19 protein-coding genes are annotated in these 22,651 nt (G+C 65.5%); 8 read left to right on the forward strand and 11 right to left on the reverse strand.

Features of this window, described 5'->3' with window-relative positions:
• Positions 1 to 77: 77 nt before the first annotated feature.
• Entirely contained in the window at positions 78 to 1,277 is a 1,200-nt protein-coding gene (locus H3H51_RS11560; RefSeq protein WP_183089183.1) for a CaiB/BaiF CoA transferase family protein, read from the reverse strand.
• A gap of 98 nt (positions 1,278 to 1,375) precedes the next feature.
• On the opposite strand from H3H51_RS11560, the gene H3H51_RS11565 reads away from it, so the two are divergent.
• The 4 genes from H3H51_RS11565 to H3H51_RS11580 all read left to right on the forward strand — a co-directional run bounded on the left by H3H51_RS11565 (position 1,376) and on the right by H3H51_RS11580 (position 5,694).
• A complete protein-coding gene (locus H3H51_RS11565; protein ID WP_183089184.1) occupies positions 1,376 to 1,915 on the forward strand; it encodes a YaeQ family protein in 540 nt (179 codons plus the stop codon).
• A 132-nt stretch (positions 1,916 to 2,047) separates the two neighbouring features.
• The gene (locus tag H3H51_RS11570; RefSeq protein ID WP_183089185.1) at positions 2,048 to 2,452 is read left to right on the forward strand and encodes a DUF1330 domain-containing protein; all 405 of its coding nucleotides are present in this window, start codon (positions 2,048 to 2,050) and stop codon (positions 2,450 to 2,452) included.
• Between the two features lie 63 nt (positions 2,453 to 2,515).
• Positions 2,516 to 4,231, forward strand: a complete 1,716-nt coding sequence (recJ, locus tag H3H51_RS11575) for a single-stranded-DNA-specific exonuclease RecJ (protein ID WP_183089186.1) — start codon at positions 2,516 to 2,518, stop codon at positions 4,229 to 4,231.
• A gap of 128 nt (positions 4,232 to 4,359) precedes the next feature.
• The gene (locus H3H51_RS11580; protein ID WP_183089187.1) at positions 4,360 to 5,694 is read left to right on the forward strand and encodes a choice-of-anchor Q domain-containing protein; all 1,335 of its coding nucleotides are present in this window, start codon (positions 4,360 to 4,362) and stop codon (positions 5,692 to 5,694) included.
• Between the two features lie 144 nt (positions 5,695 to 5,838).
• Here the strand turns inward: H3H51_RS11580 and H3H51_RS11585 are convergent, their stop codons facing one another.
• The gene (locus tag H3H51_RS11585; RefSeq protein WP_183089188.1) at positions 5,839 to 6,522 is read right to left on the reverse strand and encodes a transglutaminase-like cysteine peptidase; all 684 of its coding nucleotides are present in this window, start codon (positions 6,520 to 6,522) and stop codon (positions 5,839 to 5,841) included.
• A 259-nt stretch (positions 6,523 to 6,781) separates the two neighbouring features.
• Between H3H51_RS11585 and H3H51_RS11590 the strand changes: the two genes are divergently transcribed.
• Positions 6,782 to 7,219 (forward strand): nucleoside deaminase, encoded by a 438-nt coding sequence (locus tag H3H51_RS11590; protein ID WP_183089189.1) that lies wholly within the window; start codon positions 6,782 to 6,784, stop codon positions 7,217 to 7,219.
• A gap of 37 nt (positions 7,220 to 7,256) precedes the next feature.
• On the opposite strand, the gene H3H51_RS11595 is transcribed toward H3H51_RS11590, so the two are convergent.
• The 8 genes from H3H51_RS11595 to H3H51_RS11630 all read right to left on the reverse strand — a co-directional run bounded on the left by H3H51_RS11595 (position 7,257) and on the right by H3H51_RS11630 (position 16,348).
• Entirely contained in the window at positions 7,257 to 7,733 is a 477-nt protein-coding gene (locus H3H51_RS11595) for an ester cyclase (RefSeq protein ID WP_183089190.1), read from the reverse strand.
• 159 nt (positions 7,734 to 7,892) lie between these two features.
• A complete protein-coding gene (locus H3H51_RS11600; RefSeq protein ID WP_183089191.1) occupies positions 7,893 to 9,317 on the reverse strand; it encodes a gamma-aminobutyraldehyde dehydrogenase in 1,425 nt (474 codons plus the stop codon).
• A 143-nt stretch (positions 9,318 to 9,460) separates the two neighbouring features.
• Entirely contained in the window at positions 9,461 to 10,282 is an 822-nt protein-coding gene (locus H3H51_RS11605) for an ABC transporter permease (protein ID WP_183089192.1), read from the reverse strand.
• A complete protein-coding gene (locus tag H3H51_RS11610; RefSeq protein ID WP_183089193.1) occupies positions 10,272 to 11,216 on the reverse strand; it encodes an ABC transporter permease in 945 nt (314 codons plus the stop codon). Before H3H51_RS11610 ends, H3H51_RS11605 begins: the two co-directional genes overlap by 11 nt.
• 1 nt (position 11,217) lies before the next feature.
• The gene (locus tag H3H51_RS11615; protein ID WP_183089194.1) at positions 11,218 to 12,246 is read right to left on the reverse strand and encodes an ABC transporter ATP-binding protein; all 1,029 of its coding nucleotides are present in this window, start codon (positions 12,244 to 12,246) and stop codon (positions 11,218 to 11,220) included.
• A gap of 372 nt (positions 12,247 to 12,618) precedes the next feature.
• Entirely contained in the window at positions 12,619 to 13,770 is a 1,152-nt protein-coding gene (gene ydcS / locus H3H51_RS11620; RefSeq protein ID WP_183089195.1) for a putative ABC transporter substrate-binding protein YdcS, read from the reverse strand.
• 77 nt (positions 13,771 to 13,847) lie between these two features.
• Entirely contained in the window at positions 13,848 to 15,302 is a 1,455-nt protein-coding gene (locus tag H3H51_RS11625) for a gamma-aminobutyraldehyde dehydrogenase (protein WP_407926493.1), read from the reverse strand.
• A 134-nt stretch (positions 15,303 to 15,436) separates the two neighbouring features.
• Positions 15,437 to 16,348, reverse strand: a complete 912-nt coding sequence (locus H3H51_RS11630; RefSeq protein ID WP_183089197.1) for a LysR family transcriptional regulator — start codon at positions 16,346 to 16,348, stop codon at positions 15,437 to 15,439.
• A 232-nt stretch (positions 16,349 to 16,580) separates the two neighbouring features.
• On the opposite strand from H3H51_RS11630, the gene H3H51_RS11635 reads away from it, so the two are divergent.
• Positions 16,581 to 17,330, forward strand: a complete 750-nt coding sequence (locus tag H3H51_RS11635) for a tellurite resistance TerB family protein (RefSeq protein ID WP_183089198.1) — start codon at positions 16,581 to 16,583, stop codon at positions 17,328 to 17,330.
• Between the two features lie 98 nt (positions 17,331 to 17,428).
• Here the strand turns inward: H3H51_RS11635 and H3H51_RS11640 are convergent, their stop codons facing one another.
• Positions 17,429 to 19,132 carry a sensor domain-containing diguanylate cyclase gene (locus H3H51_RS11640; protein WP_235981346.1) on the reverse strand — a complete coding sequence of 568 codons (1,704 nt, stop codon included), beginning with the start codon at positions 19,130 to 19,132 and terminating at the stop codon, positions 17,429 to 17,431.
• A 127-nt stretch (positions 19,133 to 19,259) separates the two neighbouring features.
• Between H3H51_RS11640 and H3H51_RS11645 the strand changes: the two genes are divergently transcribed.
• Both H3H51_RS11645 and xrtQ read left to right on the forward strand, forming a co-directional pair.
• Complete coding sequence (locus tag H3H51_RS11645; RefSeq protein WP_235981347.1) at positions 19,260 to 21,284, forward strand: VIT and vWA domain-containing protein; 2,025 nt, start codon at positions 19,260 to 19,262, stop codon at positions 21,282 to 21,284.
• A complete protein-coding gene (xrtQ, locus tag H3H51_RS11650; RefSeq protein WP_183089199.1) occupies positions 21,281 to 22,636 on the forward strand; it encodes an exosortase Q in 1,356 nt (451 codons plus the stop codon). Before H3H51_RS11645 ends, xrtQ begins: the two co-directional genes overlap by 4 nt.
• Positions 22,637 to 22,651: the final 15 nt, after the last annotated feature.

The following is a 22,651-nucleotide window of genomic DNA, read 5'->3' on the forward strand; positions in this document are numbered from 1 at the left end:
GCCTTGCTGAATGCTTGCGTCGCAGGTGCGCCTGTAGTCCGGGCGGAGCGATTCGCTCGATCCGCCCGGCGTTGGGCTCAGATCGTGCCGGCGGCTTTCAGCGCAGCAATCTGCTCGGCGCTGTAGCCCAGCGTGCCGAGCACCTGGGCGTTGTGCTCGCCCAAGGTTGGCCCGGTCCATTCCACGCTACCGGGTGTCTCGCTCAACTTGGGCACGATGCCGGGCATCTTGAACGGCTTGCCGTCCGGCAGCTTGGCCGAGAGGAACATCTCGCGGGCGAGGAATTGTGGGTCCTTGAACATGTCTTCGGCCGAGTAGATGCGGCTGGCCGGCACCTCGGCGCGCACCAGGGCGGCTTCCACGTCGCTCAGCGGTAGGCTGGCGGCCCAGCGGTCGATCACCCCGTACAGCTCGTCGCGCCGTGCGTCACGGCCGGCGTTGTCGGCCAGGTCTGGCGCCTCGGCCAGGTCGTCGCGGCCGATGGCGCGCATGAACCGCTGGAAGATCGCATCACCGTTGGCGCCGATCTGGATGTGCTTGCCGTCGGCGCAGGTGTGGATGGAGGAGGGCGTGATGCCGGGCATGATGTTGCCGGTGCGCTCGCGGATGAAGCCGAACACGTCGAACTCCGGGACCATGCTTTCCATCATCGCGAAGATCGCCTCGTACAGCGCCACGTCCACTACCTGGCCGGCGCCGCCGTTGACCTCACGGTGCCGCAGCGCCATCAGCGCACCGATCACCCCCCACAGCGCGGCGATGGAGTCACCGATGGAGATGCCGGTGCGCACCGGCGGGCGATCCTCGAAACCGGTGATGTAGCGCAGCCCGCCCATCGACTCGCCCACCGCGCCGAAGCCCGGCTGGTCCTGCATCGGCCCGGTCTGGCCGAAACCGGACAGGCGCACCATCACCAGCTTGGGGTTCAGCGCGTGCAGCACGTCCCAGCCCAGGCCGAGCTTTTCCAGTACGCCGGGGCGGAAGTTCTCGATCAGGATGTCGGCTTCGCTCAGCAGCTTCTTCAGCACCTCGCGCCCAGCCTCGTGCTTGAGGTTGAGGGTGATCGACTGCTTGTTGCGCGCCTGCACGAACCACCACAGCGAGGTGCCCTCGTACAGCTTGCGCCACTTGCGTAGCGGGTCGCCGCCATCGGGCGACTCGACCTTGACCACCTCGGCACCGAATTCGGCGCAGATACGCGAGGCGAACGGCCCGGCGATCAGGGTGCCGAGCTCGACCACTTTCAGGCCGGCGAGGGGTTTGCTGGGCAGGTTCATGCGGGTGTCCATCCATCTGGCAGTGGTCGCGACTCTAACCCGCATGGGCGGCATCGGGTAGACTTGCGACCTTTCCCCGCCAGCCAAGAAGCCCGCCCATGGCCCTGCAAGCCACGCCCTACAAAATCGACCTGAACCTCACCGACATTGACCGCAATGTCTACGAGAGCCTGCGTTTCACCGTGGCCAAGCACCCCTCGGAAACCGAGGAACGCCTGTGCGTGCGGCTGATCGCCTATGCGCTGTGGTATCACGAGCAGCTGGCCTTTGGTCGCGGCCTGTCGGATATCGACGAGCCGGCGCTGTGGGAGAAGAGCCTCGATGACCGCGTGCTGCACTGGATCGAAGTCGGTCAGCCGGATGCCGAGCGCATCACCTGGTGCTCGCGGCGTACCGAGAAATTCAGCCTGGTGACCTACGGCAGCCTGCGCGTGTGGCAGACCAAGGTGCTCGACAGCGTGCGCAGCCTGAAGAACATCAATGTGGTCGGCGTGCAGCAGGAAGCCCTGGAAAACCTCGCCCGCGACCTGCCGCGTTCGGTGAGCTGGAGCGTGATGATCAGCGACGGCGAGCTGTTCGTTACCGACGAGCGTGGCCAGCACGAGATTCCCCTGGAGTGGCTGGCCGGCGAGCGCTGATCAGCATCGGTCGCCATTGCTGATGGTCGAGTACTGGCGAGCGGATTGGCGCCGTTATCAGCGACTCTGATGAAGATTGACCCGCTCTGGCAGCCTGCCCAGGCTGCTGGTTTTCAGCAGACGGAGAGCAGCATGTCGACCCTCAATCCCAGCCGCGAACAATTGGCCGAATTCGCCCAGAACATGCCGGCCGATCAGCCGATCCTCATGCTCAACCTGCTGCGTTACCAGGAGCAGGCTCGTTACCCGGAAGGCAGCGAGCACGATGCCTGCAGCGGCCGTAAAGCCTATTCCCGCTACAGCCGCACGGCGCTTGCCAAGGTGCAGGGCGTGGGTGGCCGGGTGGAAGTGCTGGCCCAGGCACGGGTCGCGCTGATCGCGCCGCCGGACGAGCACTGGGACGAGGTGCTGCTGGTGCGTTACCCGAGCAGGGAGGCCTTCCTGAGCATGCTCGCCGACAGCGAGTACCAGGCTGCCACCGTCCATCGCACCGCGGCGTTGGCCGACTCGCGACTGATTGGCTGTATCGCGCCTTGATCGCTCTTCGCTCCCACGCGCTGCGTGGGAACCATCATTGTTGAAATCACCTGACAGAGTCCCATGCGCATCGATCCCCGCCCGCTTCCCGCCAATCTGCCCGACCTAGGCGACCTGCCGCCGCTGCTGACTCGCCTGTATGCGGCGCGCGGCGTGCAGTCCGTGGCGGAGCTGGACAAGGGCTTGGCGCGGCTGATCCCCTATTCGCAGCTGAAGGGTATCGAAGCGGCGGTCGAGCTGCTGGTGCAGGCTCTGCAGCAGCGCCAGCGCATCCTCATCGTCGGCGACTTCGATGCGGACGGTGCCACCGCCAGCACGGTCGGCGTGCTCGGCCTGCGCATGCTCGGTGCGGCGCATGTCGATTACCTGGTGCCGAATCGTTTCGAGTACGGCTACGGCCTGACTCCGGAAATCGTTGCCGTGGCGCTGCAGCGCCAGCCCGACCTGTTGCTGACCGTGGACAACGGCATCTCCAGCGTTGAGGGCGTGGCCGCAGCCAAGGCGGCTGGGTTGACCGTACTGGTCACCGACCACCACTTGCCCGGCCCGGAATTGCCGGCGGCCGATGCCATCGTCAACCCCAACCAGCCGGGCTGCGACTTCCCGAGCAAGGCGCTGGCCGGGGTCGGGGTGATGTTCTACGTGCTGCTGGCCCTGCGTGCGCGCCTGCGCGAGCTGGGCTGGTTCGCCAGCAGCGGCGTGGCTGAGCCGAACCTGGGCGAGCTGCTCGACCTGGTCGCTCTGGGCAGTGTCGCCGACGTGGTGCCGCTGGACGCCAACAACCGCATCCTGGTGCACCAGGGCCTGGCGCGGATTCGTGCCGGGCGTGCCCGTCCGGGCTTGCGCGCGGTGCTGGAAGTGGCGGGGCGACAGCATGGGCGCATCACCTCCACCGACCTCGGTTTCATCCTCGGCCCGCGCCTTAATGCGGCCGGTCGCCTGGACGACATGAGCCTGGGCATCGAATGCCTGCTCTGCGAGGACGAAGCGCTGGCCCGCGACATGGCCCAGCAACTCGACGAGCTGAACAAGGACCGCAAGGCCATTGAGCAGGGCATGCAGCGCGAGGCCCTGGCCCAGCTGAAGGATCTGCCGCTGGCCGACATGCCGTTCGGCCTGTGCCTGTTCGAGCCGGACTGGCACCAGGGCGTGATCGGCATCCTCGCCTCGCGCCTGAAGGAGCGTTACCACCGGCCGGCCATCGCCTTTGCCGATGCCGGTGAGGGCCTGCTCAAGGGTTCGGCACGTTCGGTGCCGGGGCTGCATATCCGCGATGCGCTGGACGCGGTGGCGGCCAAGCACCCGGGGCTGATCAGCAAGTTTGGCGGGCATGCCATGGCCGCTGGTCTGTCGCTGCCACAGGAAAACTATGGCGCCTTTGCCGCCGCCTTCGATGCCGAAGTGCGCCGCCAGCTGAGCGAAGACGACCTGACCGGCCGTCTGCTGTCCGACGGTCAGTTGGGTGTCGAGGAGTTCCACCTGGAGCTGGCCAAGGCCCTGCGCCATGCCGGGCCCTGGGGGCAGCATTTCCCCGAGCCGCTGTTCCACGGCGTGTTCCAGATCGTCCAGCAGCGCCTGGTCGGCGAGAAGCACCTCAAGCTGGTTTTGAGGACCGAGTGCGGCGGGCAGACCCTGGACGGCATCGCCTTCAATATCGACCGCGAAGTCTGGCCCAATCCCAACGTGCGCTGGGTCGAGCTGGCCTACAAGCTCGACGTCAACGAATACCAGGGCCGCGAGAGCGTGCAGCTGATGGTGGCGCACCTGGCGCCGCGCTGAGTGGCCTGATAGACGGTCTTGACGATGTTGGGCAGGCCGCCTATGAAGTTAACTCGCCACACTGATGCGGCTTCCTGCGGAAGCTGGGCGTTATCCGCGAATAACGTCCTCTCTCTGGAGCTTCCGCCATGCGCCCATCCGTCTCCGCACTTGCTTGTGCGTCTGTTTTGGCTCTTTCCGAAGTTGTCGTGGCCCAGGATTTTCGGGTCAACCGTTTCGATGATCAGTTCGATGGCGTGTGCGACGCCCATTGCTCGCTGCGCGATGCGGTTAGCGTGCACAACCAATCGGGCGGCGCCGATCGTATTGTGCTGACTGCCGGTACCTACAGTCTGACTCTGCCTCCGGAATATGGCGTGGACGGTGACGTCTACGACGAAGATCAGAATCTCAATGGCGATCTCGACGTGCTCTCTGGCAGCCTGACCCTGTTGGGTGCTGGCCGGCAGGACACGATCATCGACGCGGGCGGGATCGATCGGTTGTTCGAGGTGGCGGCTGGTGCGGTGCTGAACGTGAATGATCTGACGCTGCGCAACGGTTTCACTTCCACGGACGGCGCAGGCATCGAGAACCGTGGCCAGGTCGTGGTGCACCGTAGCCTGCTGGCGGGGAATCGCATCTGGTATTTGTGGAACGGCATCCACCGCGGCGGGGCGATATACAACGAGGGAGCGCTGGAGGTCTATGACAGCGTTTTCGATGGCAACAGCATCGGCGTATTTGATCTTGGCCTTGCGCTAGGCGGCGCTGTGTTCAATGCCGGCCGGCTTAGCGTGCGCGACACGTTGTTCCGCAGCAATGTCGTGATTACTACCGACAGCACCAGCGTAGGCGCAGCGCTGTTCAATATCGGCGAAGCCAGCGTGGCGCGCGTTGCAATTCTGGGCAGCCGCGCAGAAGGCGATCATGGCGTCGCGGTGCGCAACGCCGGCTCGGGGGTGCTAACCCTTTCCAACGCAACTGTTTCGACCAGTAGTTCGAGGAATAATTGGTATGGCGCTGTGGCTAACGGCGGGGCTTACCCTCTTCTGTATCAAGGCACCCCGCGCATGAAGTTGTTGCATGTGACCATTGCCGACAACCAGGGAGCAGGCCTGCATAACCAAGGCTTGCTGGAGGCGCGTAACAGTCTGATTGTCGCCAATCAGTCGGTAAATTGCTCCAATCAAGGGACCATCCTGCAGGCTCGGGGAGTTTTGCTCGGCTTTGATTCAAGCACCTGCCCTGCGGACATCTACGTCGATAATCAGGATGTCTACGGCAAGGTTATCTATGCGCTGGCGGATAACAGCGCCGGCTTGCCGGTTTTCAGCCTGCCTCCCGCCAGCCCAGCGCTGGATGCCGGCCAAGGCACATGCGCGATCGTTGATCAGCGCGGCTATCCACGCCCAGCCGATGGAGACGGCGATGGCCTGGGCGTCTGCGACATTGGCGCCTACGAGCGCGGACCCAAGCGCTGAAACGGGAGCCAGGGTCGCAGTCTGCGGCTGATGGTGGCGCATCTGGCGCCCCGTTGAGTCTGTAGGCGCGAGCTTTGCTCGCGAAGCGTTTCCGCTAGGCGGTTCGCGAGCAGAGCTCGCTCCTTCCTTGTCAGGCGGGGGCGGTCAGCCCTGTGGTGGTTGCGGCATTTGTGAACCATCGGCCAACGCCCGCTCGCTGACGTCCTGCCAGCGCGACAGCAGTTGCGGTGACTGGCTGGAGCGGCGCTGCGGGGCGCTGCCGAGATAGATCCCCAGGTTGTTGAAGGCATACACCGGCAGGAGGTCGCTGCGTTGGCTGGCCGGGCGGATCTGCGCTTGCAGGTTGTCGAGGATCAGCGGCTCGGCGCTGTCCTCGGCATAGTAGGCCAGCACCATGTGCGCGCGATTCAGTTCCAGCGCCTTGACGAAGGTCAGGCGCAGCTTGCTGCTGGGCACGCCCAGGCGCACCAGGCTGAAGTACTTGGCGATGGCCACGTCCTCGCAGTCGCCACGGCCACGGCTGAGGGTTTCCAGTGGGGTGGCCCAGTAGTCGGCCTCACCCCAGATATCGGCGTCTTCGCCATGCTGGACGCTGCGGTTGATGAAGCGGTTGACCGCTTCCAGGCGCTCGCGCTCGCTGCTGCCGGCTTGTGTCAACAGGCCGCGCCAGGCTTCCAGCCGGCTCTGGCTCAAGGCGCTGGCCAGGGCCGAAGAGGGCGGTGCTTCGACGGCGCGACTGGGGCCGGTGCCGAGGAACAGCAACATGCCAAGGGCAGAACACAGCGCGCGGCGCAGGGGTGTCACTCGATGCGGGGAGCGTTCGGGCATGGTCGTGTCGGGGTCTGCATACGTCGGCCCGCCAGGACGGCAGCCGCTTCTTGTTATGCCGCCGATCCTAGAGGCCACGCCTGGCGCGCTGCTGTGACGGCCGACACCCTTTGCCTGCCTGCCGGATGCGGGCCGACGAACTGCAGGTCACGATGCACGCTGTGTGGCAGCCAATGGTGGCGTATCTGGCACGTCGTTGAAGGGCTAGGCTATAAGCGCCTAACGGGCACGCAGGCTAATCGGCTAACGAGGTATGACCATGGATCAGTTCATGCAGGCTGCTATCGACGAAGCCCGCCTGGGGCTAGCCGAGGGCGGTATTCCCATCGGCTCGGTGATTGTCCACAAGGGCCGCATCATCGGGCGCGGGCACAATCGTCGGGTGCAGCAGGGCAGTGCCATTCGCCATGGGGAGATGGATGCGTTCGAGAACGCCGGGCGTCAGCCCGCCAGCGTGTACCGCGAGGCGGTGCTCTATACCACCTTGTCGCCTTGCGCCATGTGCAGCGGGGCGATCCTGCTGTACGGCATCCCGCAGGTGATCATCGGCGAGAACCGCACCTTCATGGGCGAGGAAGCGTGGCTGCGTGAGCGGGGGGTAACGCTGGAAGTGCTGCAGGACGCGGCGTGCGTGCAGCTGATGGAGGAATTCATCGCTGCCCGCCCCGAACTGTGGAACGAGGACATCGGCGAGTAGAGCAGGCGATGCCCGGTGACCGGGCATCGCGGTGGGGTTACCAGCCGAGTTGCTTGTTGAAGCCCAGCGCGTCGTAGTAGTCGCCCTGGTAGGCGATCTTGCCGCCCTTGATGCGAATGAAACTGACGCCTTCGAACGACAGCGGCTTGCCGGTAGCCGGGGTTTCCGCGCCCCAGGCGCCGGTGTTGTTGCCGCTGAATTTCCACTGGAAGGCAATGCCATCGGCGCTGACGATCGGCGCGCTGGTCATTTCCCACTTCAGGTCCGGCACGGCGCCGACAAACACCTTGATCACGTTATCGCGGGCGGCGGCCTTGCCGTTCTGCGGAGTGCCGACGGTGGCGTCGAAGTACACCGCATCCTCGGCGAGGAAAGTGGCGGCCTTGTTGGCGTCGTGGGCGTTCCACGCCGCCATGTAGCCATCGACGATGGCCTTGGCGTCATCCGCCGCCTGGGCCAGACCGGCGCAGGCGAACAAGGCGAGGAAGCTGACGGTGCGGAGTGCGTTGTGCATTTGTTATTGCTCCAGCTGATTTTCGTGGGGTGGAAAAATCGGAGCGATCTGGGCTGCGCGCAGTAGCCCAAATCAGTCGCGTAGGGCGGGTGTAACCCGCGTGGTGAGAGACGCGGGTTACACCCGCCCTACACGGACTCGCGAAGCGCGAGCGCTGTCTTAATGCTTGAACATGACGTGGCGGACGGTGGTGTAGTCCTCCAGCCCATACATCGACATGTCCTTGCCGTAGCCCGACAGCTTCTGCCCGCCGTGGGGCATTTCGCTGACCAGCATGAAGTGCGTGTTGACCCAGGTGCAGCCGTACTGCAGGCGGGCGGCGAAGCGGTGGGCGCGGCCTACGTCCTGGGTCCACACCGACGAGGCCAGGCCGTAGTCCGAGTCGTTGGCCCAGGCCAGCGCCTGGGCTTCGTCGTTGAACTGGGTCACCGATACCACGGGGCCGAAGATTTCGCGGCGCACCACTTCGTCGTCCTGCAGGGCGCCGGCCAGTACGGTCGGTTCGAAGAAGAAGCCCGGGCCGTCGACCTTCTTGCCGCCGGTGAGCACCTTGATGTGCGGGATGGCGCGGGCGCGTTCGACGAAGCCGGCGACGCGGTCCAGATGCTGCTGGGTAATCAGCGGGCCCAGTTCGGTGCCTTCGTCATCCTGCAGGCCGACCTTGAGGGTGCTGACCGCTTCGGCGAGCTTGGTCACGAATTTCTCGTAGATGCCTTTTTGCGCGTAGATACGGCAGGCGGCGGTGCAATCCTGGCCGGCGTTGTAGAAGCCGAAGGTGCGGATGCCTTCCACGGCGGCGTCGATGTCGGCGTCGTCGAAGATGATCACCGGCGCCTTGCCGCCCAGTTCCATATGCATGCGCTTCACGGTGTCGGCGGTGCTGCTGATGATGTTGGAGCCGGTGGCGACCGAGCCGGTCAGCGAAACCATGCGCACTTTCGGGTGGCCGGTCAGCGGTGCGCCAACAGTCGGGCCACGGCCGAACACCACGTTGATCACCCCGGCCGGGAAGATATCGGCGGCCAGTTCAGCCAGGCGCAGGGCGGTCAGCGGGGTCTGCTCGGAAGGCTTGAGCACCACGGTGTTGCCGGCGGCCAGGGCCGGGCCGAGTTTCCAGGCGGCCATCATCAGCGGGTAGTTCCACGGTGCGATGGAGGCGACCACGCCGACCGGATCGCGGCGGATCATCGAGGTGTGGCCCGGCAGGTATTCACCGGCGGCGGAACCGCTCATCACGCGGCTGGCGCCAGCGAAGAAGCGGAACACATCGGCAATCGCCGGCAGCTCGTCATTCAGGGCGGCGCTGTAGGGTTTGCCGCAGTTCTGCGACTCCAGGCGGGCCAGCTCTTCGGCGTTGGCGTCGATCACGTCGGCGAGTTTCAGCAGCAGCAGCGAGCGGTCTTTCGGCGCGGTCTGCGACCAGCTGTCGAAGGCGGCATCGGCGGCGCGTACGGCGGCATCCACCTGGGCTTCGCTGGCTTCCTTGATTTCCACCAGGGTGGTGCCGAGGGATGGGTTGAGCACGGCTTGCGCGGCGCCTTCGCCAGCGACCAGCTGGCCATTGATCAGCAGTTTGGTTTGCATCGCTTGAGCCTCGTTATCGCTATTGCGTCATGTGTTAGCCCCTCTCCCCCCGGGAGAGGGGTTGGGGTGAGGGTGGTTTCGAGCTGCACGGGGGTATCCCTCACCCCCGGCCCCTCTCCCGGAGGGAGAGGGGAGGAAAAGCACTACTTGCCGCTGCCCGCAACGCCTTCACCACCCTTGGTCAGGTAGTAGGCGCCGAGGATCGGCAGCATGGTTACGAGCATCACCAGCATGGCGACCACGTTGGTCACCGGTACGTCACGCGGGCGGGCCAGCTGGTTGAGCAGCCACAGCGGCAGGGTACGTTCGTGGCCGGCGGTGAAGGTGGTGACGATGATCTCGTCGAACGACAGGGCGAACGCCAGCATGCCGCCGGCCAGCAGGGCCGAGCCTAGGTTGGGCAGGACGATGTAGCGGAAGGTCTGCCAGCCGTCGGCACCCAGGTCCATGCTTGCCTCGATCAGGCTGTGGCTGGTGCGGCGGAAGCGCGCGATGACGTTGTTGTAGACGATCACCACGCAGAAGGTGGCGTGGCCGATGACGATGGTCAGGAAGCCCGGCTCGATGCCGAAGCTCTTGAACGCCGCCAGCAGCGCCAGGCCGGTGATGATGCCGGGCAGGGCGATCGGCAGGATCAGCAGCATGGAGATGCTTTCCTTGCCGAAGAAGTCGCGCCGGTAAAGCGCGGCGGCCGCCAGGGTGCCGAGGATCATCGCGACGAAGGTCGCCAGGCAGGCGATCTGCGCCGACAGCTTGATCGCCTCCAATACATCCGGACGCGCCAGGGCCACGCTGAACCAGTGCAGGGTGAAGCCCTGCGGCGGAAAGCTGAAGCCCGAGCTCTCGGTGTTGAAGGCGTACATGAAAATGATCAGGATCGGGAAGTGCAGGAACACCAACCCGCCCCAGGCGGCCAGTTTCAGACCCCAGGATGCCTGATCTTGAGACGAAGAGTCAGAGTGCATCGAAGGCCCCCAGGCGTTTGACGATGGACAGGTACACGGCGATCAGCACGATCGGCACCAGGGTGAAGGCGGCGGCCATCGGCATGTTGCCGATCGAGCCCTGCTGGGAATACACCATGTTGCCGATGAAGAAGCCGGGCGGGCCCACCAGCTGCGGCACGATGAAGTCACCGAGGGTCAGGCTGAAGGTGAAGATCGAACCCGCGGCGATGCCCGGGATCGACAGCGGCAGGATCACCTGCATAAAGGTCTGCCGTGGCTTGGCGCCGAGGTCGGCGGAAGCCTGCAGCAAGGACGGCGGCAGGCGCTCCAGCGATGCCTGGATCGGCAGGATCATGAACGGCAGCCAGATGTAGACGAACACCAGGAAGCGCCCCAGGTGCGAAGTCGACAGGGTATTGCCGCCCACGCCTGGGATGCCGAGAATCAGCTCCAGCAGCGGCTGCAGGTGCAGCGCCTGGATGAACCACATGGCCACGCCACCCTTGGCCAGCAGCAGGGTCCAGGCATAGGCCTTGACGATGTAGCTGGCCCACATCGGCAGCATCACCGCGATGTAGAAGAACGCCTTGGTCTTGCCCGTGGTGTAACGCGCCATGTAGTAGGCGATGGGGAAGGCCACCAGGCCACTGCCGATCGACACCGCCACCGCCATGCCGACGGTGCGCAGGATGATGTCGAAGTTGGCCGCCTGGAACAGCGCCGCGAAGTTGGCCAGGGTCAGCGCCGGGGTGACCGTCATGCTGAAGTCGTCGAAGGTGTAGAAGCCCTGCCACAGCAGGGTCAGCAACGAGCCCAGGTACACCGCGCCAAACCACAGCAGCGGCGGAATCAGCAGCATCGACAGGTACAGCGTCGGCTTGCGATAGAGCAGGTCGGACAGCCGGCGCATGAGGCCGCCGCCGGTGTTGTCGATGGCGAGGGACTGGCTCATCTCACACGTCCTCGCGCAGGCCGACCATGGCGCCACGCGCCCAGCGCGCGCTGACCCGCTGGCCCGGCTGCACTGGCGCATCGCCTAGCTGCCATTGGTTGTTGGCCTGGCTGACGCAGAAGTTCTGGCCGTTCTCCAGCTGGATCTCGAAGCGGGTCGAGGCGCCCTGGTACTGGATGTCGTGGAGCAGGCCGCTGACTTCCACTTCGTCGCTGCCCAGCGCTTCGCCATTGCCCAGGCGGGTGTGCTCCGGACGGATCGATACCGGCAGCGGCGAGCCGTTGATCTGCGCGGCCAGCTCGCCCTTGAGCACGTTGCTGGTGCCGACGAACTCGGCCACGAACGGGGTGGCTGGCTTCATGTAGAGGTTGCGCGGAGTGTCGACCTGCTCGATGCGGCCCTTGTTGAACACCGCCACGCGGTCCGACATGGACAGCGCTTCGCTCTGGTCGTGGGTGACGAAGATGAAGGTGATGCCGAGCTGGCGCTGCAGCTTCTTCAGCTCGCTCTGCATTTGTTCACGCAGCTTGAGGTCGAGGGCACCGAGCGGCTCATCGAGCAGCAGTACCCGCGGGCGGTTGACCAGGGCGCGGGCCAGGGCCACGCGCTGACGCTGTCCGCCGGACAGTTGCGCCGGTTTGCGCACGCCGTAGCTGCCGAGGGCGACCATGCCCAGGGCTTCCTCGGCGCGGGCCAGGCGTTCGGACTTGCCGACGCCCTTGACCTTGAGGCCGTAGGCGACGTTGTCCAGCACGTTCATGTGCGGGAACAGGGCGTAATCCTGGAACACCGTGTTGACGTCGCGACGGTAGGGCGCAAGGCCCACGGCCTCCACGCCATGAATACGAATGGAGCCAGCGCTGGGCTGCTCGAAGCCGGCGATCAGGCGCAGGCAGGTGGTTTTGCCCGAGCCGGACGGGCCGAGCATGGAAAAGAATTCGCCATCCTGGATGTCGATGGACACCCGGTCGACGGCTTTGACGTCGCCGAACGCGCGGGACACATCGGTAAATTGCACTGCAAGGGTCATTTCAATCGCTCCAGGATAAAAGCCATCCACCACCGCCTCGCCCGGGTTGGGTTTGCCGACACAAGACGGGAGAGTCGGTGGTGGATGTACAACGGTGAACAGCTGCGGCGGATCTGCCGCAGCGTAGGGTGGATCGGGGCGCGTAGCTGGCGCTCTATCCATCCACCGGCGAGGCCGGTTGGTGGACGAAAAAAGCGTCGTCCACCCTACGAATACGGCTAGACGATCATCGCTAAGGCTGTAGGAGCCAGCTTGCTGGCGATCCGCTCTTGCTGGCGTACAGCAGCATCGCCAGCAAGCTGGCTCCTACAGGTGAGGGCGGCGGTACTGATACTGATCGCGCAGTCGCCCGCACCTCACCCACTTAGCGAGTTATCTGCCACCCATGATGGCGATGTAGTCCTGGGTCCAGCGGCTATAAGGCACGTACTTGCCACCCTCGGCCTGCGGGGTTTTCCAGAAGGCGATCTTCTCGAAGTTGTCGAAGCCATTGGTCTTGCAACCTTCGGCGCCGAGCAGCTCGTTGCCCTGGCAGGCGGCAGGTACCGATGGCAGCGAGCCGAACCAGGAGGCCACGTCGCCTTGCACCTTGGCTTGCAGCGACCAGTCCATCCACTTGTAGGCGCAGGTCGGGTGCTTGGCGTCGGCGTGCAGCATGGTGGTGTCGGCCCAACCGGTGGCGCCTTCGACCGGTACGGTGGAAGCGATCGGCTGTTTCTCCAGTTGCAGCGCGTTGACCTGGTACGGCCAGGAGCCGGAGGCCATCACGCCTTCGTTCTTGAAGTCGCTCATCTGCACGGTTGCGTCGTGCCAGTAGCGGTGGATCAGCGGCTGCTGGGCGCGCAGCACTTCCAACACGGCGGCGTACTGTTTTTCGGTCAGCAGGTAGGGGTCCTGGATGCCCAGGTCCGGCTGGGTGGCTTTCAGGTAGAGCGCGGCGTCGGCGATGTAGATCGGGCCGTCATAGGCCTGCACGCGGCCCTTGTTGCTCTTGCCGTCGGGCAGGTTCTGCTCCTTGAACACCACGGACCAGCTGGTCGGGGCTTCCTTGAAGGTGTTGGTGTTGTACATCAGCACGTTCGGGCCCCACTGGTAGGGTGTGCCGTAGTGCTGGCCGCCCACGGTGTGCCAGGCGGCGGTCTTGAGGCGCTCGTCGACGTTCTTCCAGCTGGGGATTAGGTCGATGTTGACCGGCTGTACGCGCTTGCCGGCCACCAGGCGCAAGGATGCGTCACCGGAGGCGGTGACCAGGTCGTAGCCACCCTTGGCCATCAGGCTGACCATCTCGTCGGAGGTGGCGGCGGTCTTGACGTTGACCTTGCAGCCACTGTCCTTCTCGAACTGGGTCACCCAGTCGTAGTTCTTGTCGGTTTCGCCGCGCTCGATGTAACCGGGCCAGGCAATGATGTCGAGCTGGCCTTCGGCAGTGCCGAGAGCCTTGAGCGGTTCGGCGGCCTGCACGGCGCCTGAGGCGAGCAGAGCGGTGGCTAGTGCGCTGAGCACTGCTGTTTTATGCGCGGACATCGGGATTCCCTCTTCTTGTGGACTGTTATTGGGGCAGCAAAATGTCGGCGATACCGCTGCCGAACGGATGTAATCAGTCAGTCTAGTTGTTGTCCGTGGCGCGCCATGATGTGGCGCACCACGCTGTAATCCTGCAAGGAGTCGCTGGACAGGTCCTTGCCGTAGCCGGAGCGCTTGAGGCCGCCGTGGGGCATCTCGCTGGCCAGCATGAAATGGGTGTTGATCCAGGTGCAGCCGTATTGCAGGCGCCCGGCGACCTGCATGGCCTTGTCCAGGTTCTGCGTCCACACCGAGCTGGCCAGGCCGTATTCGGAGTCGTTGGCCCAGTCCACGGCCTGGCTCAGTTGGTCGAAGCGGGTGACGGTGACCACCGGGCCGAACACTTCGCGCTGGACGATCTCGTCGTTCTGCTTGCAGCCGGCCAGCAGCGTTGGCTGGTAATAGAAGCCGGCCCCGGAGTGCACGGCGGCGCCGGTGACCCGCTCGATATGTGGCTGGCCGAGGGCGCGCTCGACGAAGCTGGCCACGCGGTCGCGCTGGCGCGCGCTGATCAGCGGGCCGATCTCGTTGTCGCTGTCTTTCTTGCGGGCGAAGCGGATGCTCGCCACGGCGTCACCCAGTTCCGCGACCAGGCGATCATGGATGCCAGCCTGGGCATAGATGCGGCAGGCGGCGGTGCAGTCCTGGCCGGCGTTGTAGTAGCCATGGGTGCGGATGCCCTGGACCACGGCGTCGAGGTTGGCGTCGTTGCAGACGATCACCGGCGCCTTGCCGCCCAGTTCCAGGTGCGTGCGTTTCAGCGTGCGCGCGGCGCTTTGCAGGATCTTCTGCCCGGTGACGATATCGCCGGTCAGCGACACCATGCGGATACGCGGGTGGCCGACCAATTGGCTGCCGACCCCTTCGCCGCCACCACAGACGATGTTCAGCACGCCCGGCGGAAGGATCTGCGCCAGCGCCGGGGCCAGGGCCAGGATCGACAGTGGGGTGTGTTCCGAGGGTTTGAATATCAGTGTGTTGCCGGCCGCCAGGGCCGGGGCGATTTTCCACGCGGCCATCATCAGCGGGTAGTTCCACGGTGCGATGGAGGCAACCACGCCCACCGGGTCGCGGCGCACCATGCTGGTGTGGCCGGGTACGTATTCACCGGCCAGTTGGCCCTGCTGGCAGCGCACGGCGCCGGCGAAGAAGCGGAATACATCGGCGGTGGCGGGAATGTCGTCCTGGCGCGCCAGGTGCAGCGGCTTGCCGCAGTTCAGCGATTCCAGGCGAGCGAGCTGATCGGCGTTCTGTTCGATGGCGTCGGCGATGGCCAGCAAGGCTGTGGCGCGCTGTGCCGGAGTGGTCCGCGACCAGCCGGCGAAGGCACGGTGGGCGGCCTGTACGGCGGCTTCCACCTGCTCCAGCGAGGCTTCGGCGATGGTGGTGAGCACTTCGCCGCTGGCCGGATTGATGATGGCTTCGACCAAACCTTCCCCGGCGACCAACTGGCCGTCGATCAGCAATGCGCTGTACAGGGTGGGTTCGGACATCTTCGGACTTCTTTTTTTGGTTTCTGCCTGCATGTTGGCTCCAGTGCTGCGCGGAACCCCTGCGTCCATAAGGAACTGAGACTAGGGCCCGGCGCAGAGGTCGACAAATTCTAAATATTGAAAGCAGCGTTCGATTAAATCGAAACCTTGCGGTTGTGGGGTTGCTCGCGGGCTACGGTGAGGAACGGGTCGACCAGCGCAGGCCGCGCCGTGCCTCGGCGCCAGGCCAGGCCGACGTCGAGCGGCTCGCTCAGGTCGGCCAGCGGCAGGGCCTCGATGATGTCGCCTTCCAGGGACCAGGGTCGGTAGGTCATGTCCGGCTGGATCGACAGGCCGAGGCCGGCCGCCACCAGGCTGCGCACCGCTTCCACTGAGGCGGTGCGCAGGGTTACGCGTGGCGTCAAGCCGGCGCGGGTCCAGATACGCTGGGTGTGCAGGCCCATCTCGTCGGCATTGAGCTGGATCAGCGGCTCGCTGGCCACGTCGGCCAGGCTGATGCTGTCGCGCTCCAGTAAAGGATGTCGCGCTGGTAGCCACAGGCGATGCGGCGAGTGGGTCAGCACTTCGGTCTGCAGGGCATGACGGTCTTCCAGGTTGGACAGGATCAACACGCCGACATCGATCTCGCCGCTGACCAGCAGATGCTCGATGTAGGGGCGCTCGTCCTCGACCACGCGGGTCTGCACGTTGGGGTAGGCGCGCTGGAAGCGGGTGATCAGGTCGGCCAGGTAATAGCCGGCAACCAGGCTGGTCACGCCGATGGTCAGGCTGCCGGCGACCTGGTCGGTGCTCTGCTGCAGGCTGCGCTTGGCGTTGTCCACGGTGGCCAGAATCAGGTGCGCCTGGCGCAGGAACTGGTGGCCCTGGTGGGTCAGGCTCATGCCCTTGGCGTGGCGGTTGAACAGGCTGACGCCGATTTCCTCCTCTAGCTGCTGGATGGCCAGGGTCAGGGTCGACTGGGAAATGAACACCGCCTGGGCGGCAGCGGAAATCGAGCCGGTTTCGGCGACGGCGATGAAGTGGCGGATCTGGCGCAGGGTCATCATGCGACGGTGGCTCGCGGCAAAGGGCGGATGCTGGTCATTATGGTTTGTCGAAAGTAGGCGTTTACTTTCTTTTTTTACGAATGCTCAGGCGTTATTGCGCCTGCCAGGGCCTGGCCAGACGCAATTCTCGTGCCCCGGCAATATCTCGAAGCATCTGCCCGGCCTCGTGTGCGGTTATCCGTGGCTAGAATCGGTCGCCTGTCAGGAACCGTTTCCATCTGGAGGACTCCCCATGAATACCCGCGGCCTGCTCGATCAACTGCTCAAATCCGGCCAGGACCTACTGCAACAGAAAGGCGGTGCGTCCGCCGGTGGTCTGGGCGGCGCACTGGGTGGCCTGCTCGGTGGTGGAGGCGGCAAGGGTGCCGGTTCCAGTGGCGACCTCGGCACCCTGCTCAAGGGCGCTGGTGGCGGTGCGCTGGCTGCTGGTGCGCTGGGCCTGCTGCTGGGCAACAAGAGTGCGCGCAAGGTTGGCAGCAATGTCATCACCTACGGCGGCCTCGCCGCGCTGGGCGTGATCGCCTACAAGGCCTACGGCAACTGGCAGGCCTCGCAGCAGACAGGTAACGCTCAGGTGCTGCCGCCACAGACGGTTGATCGCTTGCCCGCGCCGCAAGCCGAGCTGCACAGCCAGGCCATCCTCAAGGCGCTGGTATCGGCAGCCAAGGCTGATGGCCATGTCGACGAGCGCGAGCGGCAGTTGCTCGAAGAGCAGCTGGGCCAACTGGCCGCCGGCGATGCCGAGTTGCGCACCTGGCTGCAGGGCGAATTGAACAAGCCGCTCGACCCAGCCGAAGTGGCGCGCGCCGCCAGCACCCCGGAAATGGCCGCGGAGATGTATATCGCCAGCGTGCTGATGGTCGACGAGGAGCACTTCATGGAGCGCGCCTATCTGGAAGAGCTGGCTCGTCAGCTCAAGCTCGAGCCGGCACTCAAGGCCGAACTGGAAGCCCAGGTGCGCCAGGAACTGGCCAAGGCCTGAGGTAAACGCAGGTTGGGTTGAGGTGCGCTGCGCCGAAGCCCAACGAGTGAGGCCCGGCCGGCCTGGTTGTAGGGCGGGTGCAACCCGCGTGTGGGTTGTCAGATCGGCTGCTGGCTCTGGAATTCCACCCGATTCTTGCCGCCCTGCTTGGCGCGGTACAGCGCCTGGTCGGCCAGCTCCAGGGCTTCGCCGAGGTCGCGGTGATCCAACGGCCAGAGCGCGCCACCAATACTGCAACCAATCCGCACCAGCTGGCCGTCCAGGTCCGCCGGTTCGGCGAGCTTGTGCAGCGCCCGCTCGGCGATCTGCCGGGCCTGCTGCAGGGCCTCGTGTTGCGGCACCTGCAGGATCATCAGGAATTCGTCGCCACCCAGTCGCGCCACCAGGTCACCGTCACGCAGGCAGGCGCGCAGGCGGGCGGCGACTTCTTTGAGCAGCAGGTCGCCGGCGCCATGGCCGAACTGGTCGTTGACCGGTTTGAAACCATCCAGATCGAGATAAAGCAGGGCCAGGTAGCCGTTGTGCGCCTGGCTGTATTGCTGTGCGCTGGGCAGGTAGCGCTCCAGCGCGGCGCGGTTGGGCAGGCCGGTCAGCGGGTCGCTGTGGGCCTTGTTGTCCATGATGCCGAGCGCCGTTTCATGGTGGGTCAGGCTCTCCACCAGGTGACGGATCGACTGGCTGAGCATGGCGATTTCGCTGGGGCTGTGCAGGTCGGGGATCACCGTGATCTCGCCGGCGCTGAGGCGGTCGGCGGCGTGGGCGATCTCACGCAGCGGGCGGGTGAAGTAGCCGCTGAACATCCAGCCGAGGGCGGCGAACAGCAGCGCCAGGCCGCTACCCCAGAGCACGGTGCTGCTCATCAGCTCGCGGGCCGGGGCGTAGGCCTCGTCCAGCGCCTGGCGCGCGACCACGATCCAGCCCAGGCCGGCATAGTCACCATAGCCCTGGCTGGAGGCGAAGCCGGTCAGGTAGGCGTTGCCGTCCGGCCATTGCTGCACGGCCCAGTAGCTGTCTTTTTCGGCGGTTTGTTGCAGTGCCGACAATTCCAGCTTCTGGCCAATCATCGCTTTGGGGCCAAGCAGCACGGTGTGGTCGCGGCCGAGTACGAGGAATTCGACATTGCGCCGGTCCTGGATCGGTTCCAGCAGCGAGCGGCGCACTTCTTCGGCCCAGCCCCAGGACAGGTGGGACGCCAGCACGCCGGCGATCTGCCCGTCCGGCGCCATGATCGGCAGGCTGATATCGACGAACTTCATCGCCTCGCCCGTGGGGTTGGGCAGCAGCTTGGCCAGCAGCACGGCCTCGTGCACGTCGCCGATGAACAGGCCCTTGATACCTTCGATATAAACCGGGCGCTGGGCCAGGCTGACGCCTTCGAGAATGCTGTTGCTGGACGCCAGCACCTTGCCTTGTGGGTCGGTGAAGCCGATCCAGGCAATGCTGGGGATTTCTTGCTGCAAACGGTTGAGCAGGGCGCGAATTTCCGCACTGTCCTGTGGCTGGCGCAGGGTGCGCAGGCTGCCGAGCACTTGCAGGTAACTGGCGCGGCTGGCCATGTCGCGGTCCAGGCGGTCGACCATCTGCAGCGACACTTCGGCCAGGTCGCGGCCGACTTCCTCGCGGATGCGTTCGCTAGAGTTCTGCCCGATCAACGAGCCGAGCAGCCAACTGAGCAGGGTGACCAGCAGGACGATCAGTAGGGCAAAACGACTGCGCAGGCTGTGCGGAAACGGCATGGCACGACAACTCCTGGGGAATTCGGCATCGGCAGCATGGGCATGCGGCGACGGGCTGGTCAACATGATCCTGGCACCTGTCGCGGGCTGCAATCGGCTATTCCACACAATCGCCACAGACCCTACAAACTGCACCCACAAAGCCCGCTCAGCATGAGCCCTGTGTTTTCGTTCCGTCACAGGGAGTTTTGCCATGTTCCGCTATCTGTCGTGCGCCGGCCCGAGGTTGCGCCGCCGTTTTCTGCTGCTGTGTGCCCTGCTGCTGGCGCAACCGCTGTGCGCCATGGAGGAAACGGCGCACAGCGAAAGCCCCTATTTCGCAGTCGACAGTAGCGACCCGCAGCTCGACCGCCTGCCGCTCAAGTCGACCCAGGTGGAGGTGCGTGTACTCGGGGTGATCGCCGATGTGCGCATCGTCCAGCAGTACCGCAACGAGGGCAGCCGGCCGCTGGAAGCGCGCTATGTATTTCCCGGCTCCACCCGCGCGGCGGTGTACGGCATGACCGTGCGCCTGGGCGAGCGTGAGCTGCGCGCGCAGATCCGTGAAAAACAGAAGGCCCAGGCGGATTACCAGCAGGCCAAGAGCGCCGGCAAGACGGCGGCGTTGCTGGAGCAGCAGCGCGAGAACGTGTTCCAGATGAACGTCGCCAACATCCTGCCCGGCGATGTGGTGGACGTGGAGCTGCGCTACACCGAGCTGCTGCTGCCCGAGGCCGGCACCTACCGTTTCGTGTTCCCCACCGTGGTTGGGCCGCGCTACAACGGCAAGCCGGGGAGTGAGAGCCACAAGGCCGAACCCTGGGTCTCCACCCCCTATCTGCCGGCAGGCGAGCTGGCGCGTGACAGCTTCAGCCTGCAGGTCGATCTGCAGTCGCCGGTGCCGCTGAGCGGGATTGCCTCGCCGAGCCATCGCATCGAACTGCAGCAGAGCGCACCGAACCTGGCGCAGGTGCGTCTCGGCGCGCAGGAAGCGCATGGCAATAACCGCGACTTCGTCCTCGACTACCAGCTCAGCAGCGAGCGCTTCGAGAGTGGCGTGCTGCTGTCCAGGGGCGCCGAGGAAAACTTCTTCCTGGCCCTGGTCGCACCGCCGCAACAGGTGCGCAGCGAGATGCTGGTGCCGCGCGAATACATCTTCGTAGTGGATATCTCCGGCTCGATGCACGGCTTCCCGCTGGATACCGCCAAGCGCCTGCTGCAGAAGCTGATCGGCCGCCTGCGCCCGGTCGATACCTTCAACGTGCTGCTGTTTTCCGGCAGCAGCACCCTGCTCGCGCCGCAGTCGCAGGCGGCCACGCCGCAGAACATCGAGCAGGCGCTGGCCATGCTCGATACGCAGATGGGCAGCGGTGGTACCGAGCTGCTGCCGGCGCTGCGCCAGGCCCTGGCGACGCCAAGCGATGCGGAGCGGGCGCGCAGTTTTATCGTGGTCACCGATGGCTATGTGACGGTGGAGCGCGAGGCCTTCGCCCTGGTACGCAACAACCTGGACAAGGCCAACCTGTTCGCCTTCGGTATCGGCAGCTCGGTCAACCGCCTGCTGATCGAGGGCCTGGCGCGGGCCGGGCAGGGCGAGCCTTTCGTGGTGCTCAATGCCGAATCGGCCGACGAGCAGGCTGAGCGCTTCCGCCAGATGATCGATGCGCCGCTGCTGGCCAACCCGCAGGTCAGTTTCAGCGGGGTGGAGGTGTATGACGTGGAGCCGCCGCAGCTGCCGGACCTGTTCGCCCAGCGCCCGCTGGTGGTGTTCGGCAAGTGGCGCGGCGAGGCGGCTGGCAGCATGCGGGTGACTGGGCGTAGCGCCAGTGGGCCGTATCAGGTCGAGGTGCCGATCGTTCCGACCGAGGCGCAGGAAGAGAACCGCGCGCTGGCCTATTTGTGGGCGCGTCATAAGGTGGCGACGCTGACCGACGAGGAAACCTTGGGCGGCGACTACAGCTACAGCCAGGCGATTCTCGACCTGGGCCTGAAGTACAGCCTGCTGACTGCCTACACCTCGTTCATCGCCATCGATGAGCAGGTGCGCAACCCCGATCCGGCGCAGAGCTCTGAGGTCAAGCAGCCGCTGCCGTTGCCGCAAGGCGTGGGCAACCAGTCGATTGGCACCTTCGTGCCGAGCACGCCGGAGCCGAGCGCCTGGGCCATGCTGTTGATCGCCGCTCTGGGCATGGGCTGGCTGCTGCGCCAGCGTACTCGCCAGTTGGAGCGCCAGGTGTGAAGCAGCTACACCGGGTGGCTCTGCCGGGCTGGGCATGGCTGCTGTTGCCGACGCTGGCCCTGTGGCCGCTGTGGCAATGGAGCCTGCGGCGGATGAGCGATGGTTCGGACGACCCGTTCGGCCTGGTCGCCCTGGCGACCCTACTGCTGATGCTGTGGCGCGAGCGGCGCCAGTTGCGCGCCGTACCGCGCCTACCCTGGCTGGGCCTGGCGTTGCTGCTGACGGTTGCTGCGCTGCTCAGTCAGGCCTGGTTGCCGCCCCTGCTGCGTTCGGTGCTGGCGGTGCTGGCACTGTTCGCCGCGATCCTCGCCGTGCGGGTGCCGGGCCAAGCGCTGTTGGCCTGGCTGGGGCTGGGTTTGCTGGCCTTGCCGATCCTGTCGTCGCTGCAGTTCTTCGCCGGTTATCCCTTGCGTCTGCTAACGGCCGAGGCCAGTGCCTGGCTGCTGCGTGCCGGAGGCCTGGCGGTATCGCGCCAGGGCAGTGCGCTGGATGTGGCCGGGCAATTGGTGATGGTCGATGCGCCGTGTTCGGGCATTCAGATGGCCTGGGTCGCCTACTTCACCGCTTTCGCCACGGCGGCCTGGCTGCGTCTGACGGATCGCCGCCTGCTGCGGCGCATCCCGCTGCTGGGCGTGCTGGTGCTGGGTGGCAACATTCTGCGCAACAGCCTGCTGGTGCTGCAGGAAACCGGGCGTCTGGGCTTGCCCGGGTGGATGCACGAAGGGATCGGCCTGCTGGTGTTTGTCGCCGTCTGCGCCCTGGTGCTGCGCTATGTGGCGGCGGCCGCCGAGCCTGAGCGGCGTACTGCACCTGTTGTCCGGGTTGAACCGTCCGTGGCGCAGCCTGTACAGGCCGGGCTGGTGTTGGCATTCCTGCTGCTGGCGGGCAGCCCGTGGCTGGTTGCGCAGCCTGCGGCGGCGACGCGCAGCACCGGCTTCGTCGAGTGGCCGCAGCAGTTTGCCGGTGTGTCGCTGCAACCGCTGGCGCTGTCGGCGGTGGAGCAGCGCTTTGCCGAGCAGTTTCCCGGGGCGATTGCCCGTTTCAGTGCCGACCGCCAGGTGATCACCCTGCGCCATGTCACCCGCGCGACGCGCAAGCTGCACCCGGCGGCAGATTGCTACCGCGGACTGGGTTATCGCATCCAGGCCATCAGCCTGCAGCGCCGCCCGGAGCGGGCCGGGCTACAGCGCTGTTTCGTCGCCAGCCGTGCGGGTCAGGATCTGCAGGTGTGCGAGTACATCGAGGATGCCGCCGGCCAGTCGTTCAGCGACAACTCTGCCTGGTACTGGTCCGCACTGGCAGGGCGCTCGCCCGGGCCCTGGCGGGCGGTGACGATCGCTCAGGCTCTGTAAGTTTGCGGTGGGCGT

Source organism: Aquipseudomonas ullengensis (genome assembly GCF_014174475.1).
Lineage (GTDB): Bacteria > Pseudomonadota > Gammaproteobacteria > Pseudomonadales > Pseudomonadaceae > Aquipseudomonas > Aquipseudomonas ullengensis.

Excerpts from the sequence above, each read along its gene's own strand:
- H3H51_RS11560 (WP_183089183.1), bottom strand. The coding sequence starts at position 1,277 with ATGAACCTGCCCAGCAAACCCCTCGCCGGCCTGAAAGTGGTCGAGCTC.
- H3H51_RS11565 (WP_183089184.1), top strand. The coding sequence starts at position 1,376 with ATGGCCCTGCAAGCCACGCCCTACAAAATCGACCTGAACCTCACCGAC.
- H3H51_RS11570 (WP_183089185.1), top strand. The coding sequence starts at position 2,048 with ATGTCGACCCTCAATCCCAGCCGCGAACAATTGGCCGAATTCGCCCAG.
- recJ (WP_183089186.1), top strand. The coding sequence starts at position 2,516 with ATGCGCATCGATCCCCGCCCGCTTCCCGCCAATCTGCCCGACCTAGGC.
- H3H51_RS11580 (WP_183089187.1), top strand. The coding sequence starts at position 4,360 with ATGCGCCCATCCGTCTCCGCACTTGCTTGTGCGTCTGTTTTGGCTCTT.
- H3H51_RS11585 (WP_183089188.1), bottom strand. The coding sequence starts at position 6,522 with ATGCCCGAACGCTCCCCGCATCGAGTGACACCCCTGCGCCGCGCGCTG.
- H3H51_RS11590 (WP_183089189.1), top strand. The coding sequence starts at position 6,782 with ATGGATCAGTTCATGCAGGCTGCTATCGACGAAGCCCGCCTGGGGCTA.
- H3H51_RS11595 (WP_183089190.1), bottom strand. The coding sequence starts at position 7,733 with ATGCACAACGCACTCCGCACCGTCAGCTTCCTCGCCTTGTTCGCCTGC.
- H3H51_RS11600 (WP_183089191.1), bottom strand. The coding sequence starts at position 9,317 with ATGCAAACCAAACTGCTGATCAATGGCCAGCTGGTCGCTGGCGAAGGC.
- H3H51_RS11605 (WP_183089192.1), bottom strand. The coding sequence starts at position 10,282 with ATGCACTCTGACTCTTCGTCTCAAGATCAGGCATCCTGGGGTCTGAAA.
- H3H51_RS11610 (WP_183089193.1), bottom strand. The coding sequence starts at position 11,216 with ATGAGCCAGTCCCTCGCCATCGACAACACCGGCGGCGGCCTCATGCGC.
- H3H51_RS11615 (WP_183089194.1), bottom strand. The coding sequence starts at position 12,246 with ATGACCCTTGCAGTGCAATTTACCGATGTGTCCCGCGCGTTCGGCGAC.
- ydcS (WP_183089195.1), bottom strand. The coding sequence starts at position 13,770 with ATGTCCGCGCATAAAACAGCAGTGCTCAGCGCACTAGCCACCGCTCTG.
- H3H51_RS11625 (WP_407926493.1), bottom strand. The coding sequence starts at position 15,302 with ATGTCCGAACCCACCCTGTACAGCGCATTGCTGATCGACGGCCAGTTG.
- H3H51_RS11630 (WP_183089197.1), bottom strand. The coding sequence starts at position 16,348 with ATGATGACCCTGCGCCAGATCCGCCACTTCATCGCCGTCGCCGAAACC.
- H3H51_RS11635 (WP_183089198.1), top strand. The coding sequence starts at position 16,581 with ATGAATACCCGCGGCCTGCTCGATCAACTGCTCAAATCCGGCCAGGAC.
- H3H51_RS11640 (WP_235981346.1), bottom strand. The coding sequence starts at position 19,132 with ATGTTGACCAGCCCGTCGCCGCATGCCCATGCTGCCGATGCCGAATTC.
- H3H51_RS11645 (WP_235981347.1), top strand. The coding sequence starts at position 19,260 with ATGTTCCGCTATCTGTCGTGCGCCGGCCCGAGGTTGCGCCGCCGTTTT.